This is a genomic window from Chromobacterium sinusclupearum (assembly GCF_002902845.1).
GTDB lineage: Bacteria > Pseudomonadota > Gammaproteobacteria > Burkholderiales > Chromobacteriaceae > Chromobacterium > Chromobacterium sinusclupearum.
Map to the genome: position 1 here is coordinate 1 of NZ_PPTF01000071.1, position 4,002 is coordinate 4,002.

Below are 4,002 nucleotides of genomic sequence, written 5' to 3' on the forward strand. Positions count from 1 at the left end.
CTTCACCACCGAGATCTACGCCGAATACCGCGCCAGCTTCGACAGCGCCGGTGCCTCGCTGCTGGCCAGCGTGCTGATGGCGGCCGGCATGCTGATCCTGCTGGCCGAACTGCGCGTGCGCGGCCACGGCCGTTACCAGCGGCTGGACCGCGGCGCGCGCCGCGCCGCCAACCGGCTGGAACTGGGCTGGAAACGCTGGCCGGCGTTGCTGTGGCTGGCGCTGCAAGGCGCCGTCACCCTGCTCGCGCCCATCGCCACCATCGCGTACTGGACGCTGCAGCCGGGCGCGGACGCGGTGACGCCGGCCGAGGTCTCGCCGCAGCTGCTGTTGTCGGCCACCGCCGCCTCGCTGGGCCTGGGCCTGTCCGCCGCCGCGCTGACCACCGTGCTGGCGCTGCCGCTGGGTTATCTGCTGGCGCGCCATCCGGGCCGGCTTGCCCATCTTTTGGAGCGCGTGGTGTATCTGGCGCAGGGCGTGCCCGGCATCGTCATCGCGCTGGCGCTGGTCAATCTGGCCATCCAGTGGCTGAAGCCGCTGTACCAGAGCGCGGCCATGCTGGCGTTGGCCTACGCCATCATGTTCCTGCCGCTGGCCCTGGTCAGCGTGCGCAGCGCCTTGATGCAGGCGGAAAGCAAACTTGAGGAACTGGCCCGATCATTGGGCCTCAACTGGTGGCAGGCGCTGTGGCGCGTGGTGCTGCCGCTAGCCGCGCCCGGCCTGGGCGCCGCCGCCAGCCTGGTTTTCGTCTCCGTCATCACCGAATTGACCGCCACGCTGCTGCTGGCGCCCATCGGCACCGAGACGCTGGCCACCCAGGTGTGGGCCGATACCGCCGCCCTGGCCTTCGCCGCCGCCGCGCCGTACGCCGCCATTCTGATCGCGCTGTCGCTGTTCTCCACCTGGCTGTTGATGTCCTGCCTGGGACGCGGCGCAGTGCTGGGCGCGCAGACGCAAGCTTGGAAATCACAGGAAACGCCGCCATGTCGGAACTGAAAATCGAAAAACTGGGCAAACGCTTCGGCGAGCACCGGGTACTGGACGACATCAACCTGACCGTCGAACAAGGCTCGCTGCTGGCGCTGCTGGGCCCGTCCGGCAGCGGCAAGACCACGCTGCTGCGCCTGCTGTGCGGCTTCGAGCGCTGCGACGCCGGCAGCATCCGCATCGGCGGCCGGCTGGTCAGCAGCGCGCAGCTTCATCTGCCGCCCGAGAAGCGCCAGATCGGCTATGTGCCGCAGGAAGGCGCGTTGTTCCCGCATCTGTCGGTGGCGGACAACATCGTGTTCGGCCTGCCGCGCGCCGAGCGCCGCGAACGCCGCCGCGTGGCCGAGTTATTGGACATGGTGGGCCTGCCGGCCAACTTCGCCGAGCGCGCGCCGCAACAGCTGTCCGGCGGCCAACAACAACGGGTGGCGCTGGCCCGCGCCCTGGCGCCCAAGCCGGCGCTGGTGCTGCTGGACGAACCGTTCTCGGCGCTGGATGCCGCGCTGCGCGCTGAAACCCGCCAGGCCGTGGCCGACGCGCTGGCCGCCAGCGGCACCACCGCGCTGATGGTGACGCACGATCAGGCCGAGGCCCTGACCATGGGCCGCCAAGTAGCGGTGCTATGGCAAGGCCGCCTGCTGCAAGTGGCCACGCCGCAAACGCTGTACCAGCGTCCGGCCAGCCCGGAACTGGCCGACTTCGTCGGCGACGCCGTGCTGCTGCCCGGCCGCGCCCAAGGCGGCGAAGCGCAGTGCGCGCTGGGCCGGCTGCCGCTGCTGGACGGCATGCCGCAAGGCGAAGTCAATGTGCTGCTGCGGCCGGAACAAATCCGCCTGCTGCCGCCCACTTCAACTGGCCACGCGCCGCAAGCCAGCGTGCTGGACGTCAGCTTCAGCGGCCACGACGCCTGCGTGCGGCTGGTATTGGAAAACGGCAGCCTGCTGGCCGCCCGCGTGCCCGGCTACAGTTGCCCGCAACCGGGCCAAACCGTCGCGCTGCAAGTGGAAGGAGCCGTGGCCTGCTTCGCCGCGCCCGGCGGCTCAAGCAGCGCAGGCGGCAGCATCGCCGCCACCCGCCTGCAACACAGCCCGGCCTTGTTTCGGCAGGGACGTTGAGCGGTCCCCTCTCCTCCGCAACGGGGGAGAGGCTCCCCGCCTCCCCTCATACAGCGGCCAAGGCCGCTTGCAGCTCTTGCTTGTTAAGCGGCTTGCAGTAAGCAGGCGTGCCTGGTTCGAATCGCGCCCCTTCAGACAACACGCCTGCATCCACGACATCAAATCCGAATTGTTCATAAAGCATGGCTAGAAGCGCCTTATCGCTTTCAAGATCGCCAGCAACGGGTAGTGCGCGGCGCTTCGGTGTTCCGACAGGCTGGCCGTCATTTTCCAGATCATTCATTGGGATGGCGTTAAACGCCTTAACGATCCTTGCTTGCGGAAAATAGTTGGCAATCAACTCGCTCGAGCTTGTCTTCTTCAAGTCCAGCGCCTCAATGCATCCGTCCCGCTCGGGATAGTAGTTGCAGGCATCTACCACCAACTTGTCAGCTAGCAATGAAGGCGGAAGGGTGTGATAGGCATACAGTGGCACTGCCAGTACAACCATGCTGCCAAACTGCGCAGCTTCTTCCACGGTACCCAGCGTGCAACCTGTGGAATAAGGCAGGCTAAACATAGACCTCGGACCGCGCGAGTTGCTGACCATCACCTCATGGCCGGCGTTGACCGCTAGTTTGGCTAAAGCCCGGCCAACCACGCCCGCACCAATGATTCCTATCTTCATGACGAGTACTCCATATGAAAGTGACATTTGGAGTATATTTACCCATCCCTGAGAGATAAATGGTCCAAAAATTGGATAACAAACAACTCAGAAGAGAGAATCATGGACAAGTTGACCAGCATGGCGGTCTTCGCTAAGTCTGCTGAACTGGGCTCATTCGCAGCAGCGGCGCAGGCGCTTGAAATGTCATCGCAAATGGTGGCAAAACACGTCGCGGCACTGGAAACCAGCCTGGGCATCACATTGCTCAACCGGACAACCAGACGACAAAGCCTGACCGATATCGGCCGCGCCTATTACGACCGCTGCAAAATGGTATTGGCCGAAGTCGATGCCGCCGACTCCCTCGCCCAGGAAATGCACTCCCAACCCAAGGGCTTATTGCGCGTTAGCGCACCCATGACTTTTGGATCTTTCAGCCTGGCGCCCTTCGTCACACGCTATTTGGCTCGTTACCCGGAAGTGAAAATAGATTTGTCTCTCAGTGATCGCTATGTGGATCCGCTGGAGGATGGATACGAAATCCTGATACGCATAGGAGAGCTTGAGGACTCATCCCTGATCGCCCGTCCCCTGGCCCCATACAGACTGATTGCCTGCGCCGCGCCTTCCTATCTGGCTCGGCACGGGGCACCAGAGATACCGGCAGACTTGTCTCTTCATGATTGTCTTGCATATACCTACGGAGCCTCGACGATTCGCTGCCGCTGGATATTCACCCAGAACGACATGACTCATGAAATAGAGGTAAATGGACGCTTGCGCAGCGACAACTGGAAAGCGCTGCTGCATGCAGCCACTGAAGGCTTCGGTATTATCTTGGGGCCAGAGGATGTAATGGAACCCGAAATAAAGGCTGGGCGATTAGTCCGCATCCTGCCGGACTATGTGGGTCCATCTCGTCCCATGCATGTGCTTTACCCGTCTCAACGGAAGCCAACGGCAAAAATACGCAGCTTCATTGAAGCACTGATAGACGAGTTCGGAACGAAATGCCTTGCTCGAGAAACATGATGCGTGGTTTGAATGGAGGCCCAGTCAAAACAAAGCCCTCCCGGATGGGGAGGGCTCGGTCTGCTTGGGGCCGGCGGGATCAGTGCTGATGCCCGTGTTCGCCATGCACGTGCTGGTGGGCGATTTCCTCGGCGGTGGCCTCGCGCACATCCATCACTTTGAGGGCGAAGCGCAGGGTTTTGCCGCAGAGCGGGTGGTTGCCGTCCAGCAATACGGTCGGG

General features: G+C 63.2%; 4 protein-coding genes. 3 read left to right on the forward strand and 1 reads right to left on the reverse strand.

Features of this window, described 5'->3' with window-relative positions; all coding sequences use genetic code 11:
- On the forward strand, nt 1–994 hold a 994-nt coding region (locus tag C2134_RS15485; protein WP_146042175.1), incomplete at its 5' end, for an ABC transporter permease.
- On the forward strand, nt 982–2,100 hold the full coding sequence (locus tag C2134_RS15490; RefSeq protein ID WP_103321048.1) for an ABC transporter ATP-binding protein: 1,119 nt from the start codon (nt 982–984) through the stop codon (nt 2,098–2,100). The genes C2134_RS15485 and C2134_RS15490, both read left to right, overlap by 13 nt.
- 46 nt (nt 2,101–2,146) lie before the next feature.
- Here the strand turns inward: C2134_RS15490 and C2134_RS15495 are convergent, their stop codons facing one another.
- On the reverse strand, nt 2,147–2,767 hold the full coding sequence (locus tag C2134_RS15495) for an NADPH-dependent F420 reductase (RefSeq protein ID WP_103321049.1): 621 nt from the start codon (nt 2,765–2,767) through the stop codon (nt 2,147–2,149).
- A 102-nt stretch (nt 2,768–2,869) separates the two neighbouring features.
- On the opposite strand from C2134_RS15495, the gene C2134_RS15500 reads away from it, so the two are divergent.
- Nucleotides 2,870–3,781, forward strand: a complete 912-nt coding sequence (locus C2134_RS15500; protein ID WP_103321050.1) for a LysR family transcriptional regulator — start codon at nt 2,870–2,872, stop codon at nt 3,779–3,781.
- Nucleotides 3,782–4,002 lie beyond the last annotated feature (221 nt).

What these genes read in the sequence shown, in the direction of transcription:
- C2134_RS15500 (WP_103321050.1), top strand. Translation starts at nt 2,870, where the DNA reads ATGGACAAGTTGACCAGCATGGCGGTCTTCGCTAAGTCTGCTGAACTG.
- C2134_RS15490 (WP_103321048.1), top strand. Translation starts at nt 982, where the DNA reads ATGTCGGAACTGAAAATCGAAAAACTGGGCAAACGCTTCGGCGAGCAC.
- C2134_RS15495 (WP_103321049.1), bottom strand. Translation starts at nt 2,767, where the DNA reads ATGAAGATAGGAATCATTGGTGCGGGCGTGGTTGGCCGGGCTTTAGCC.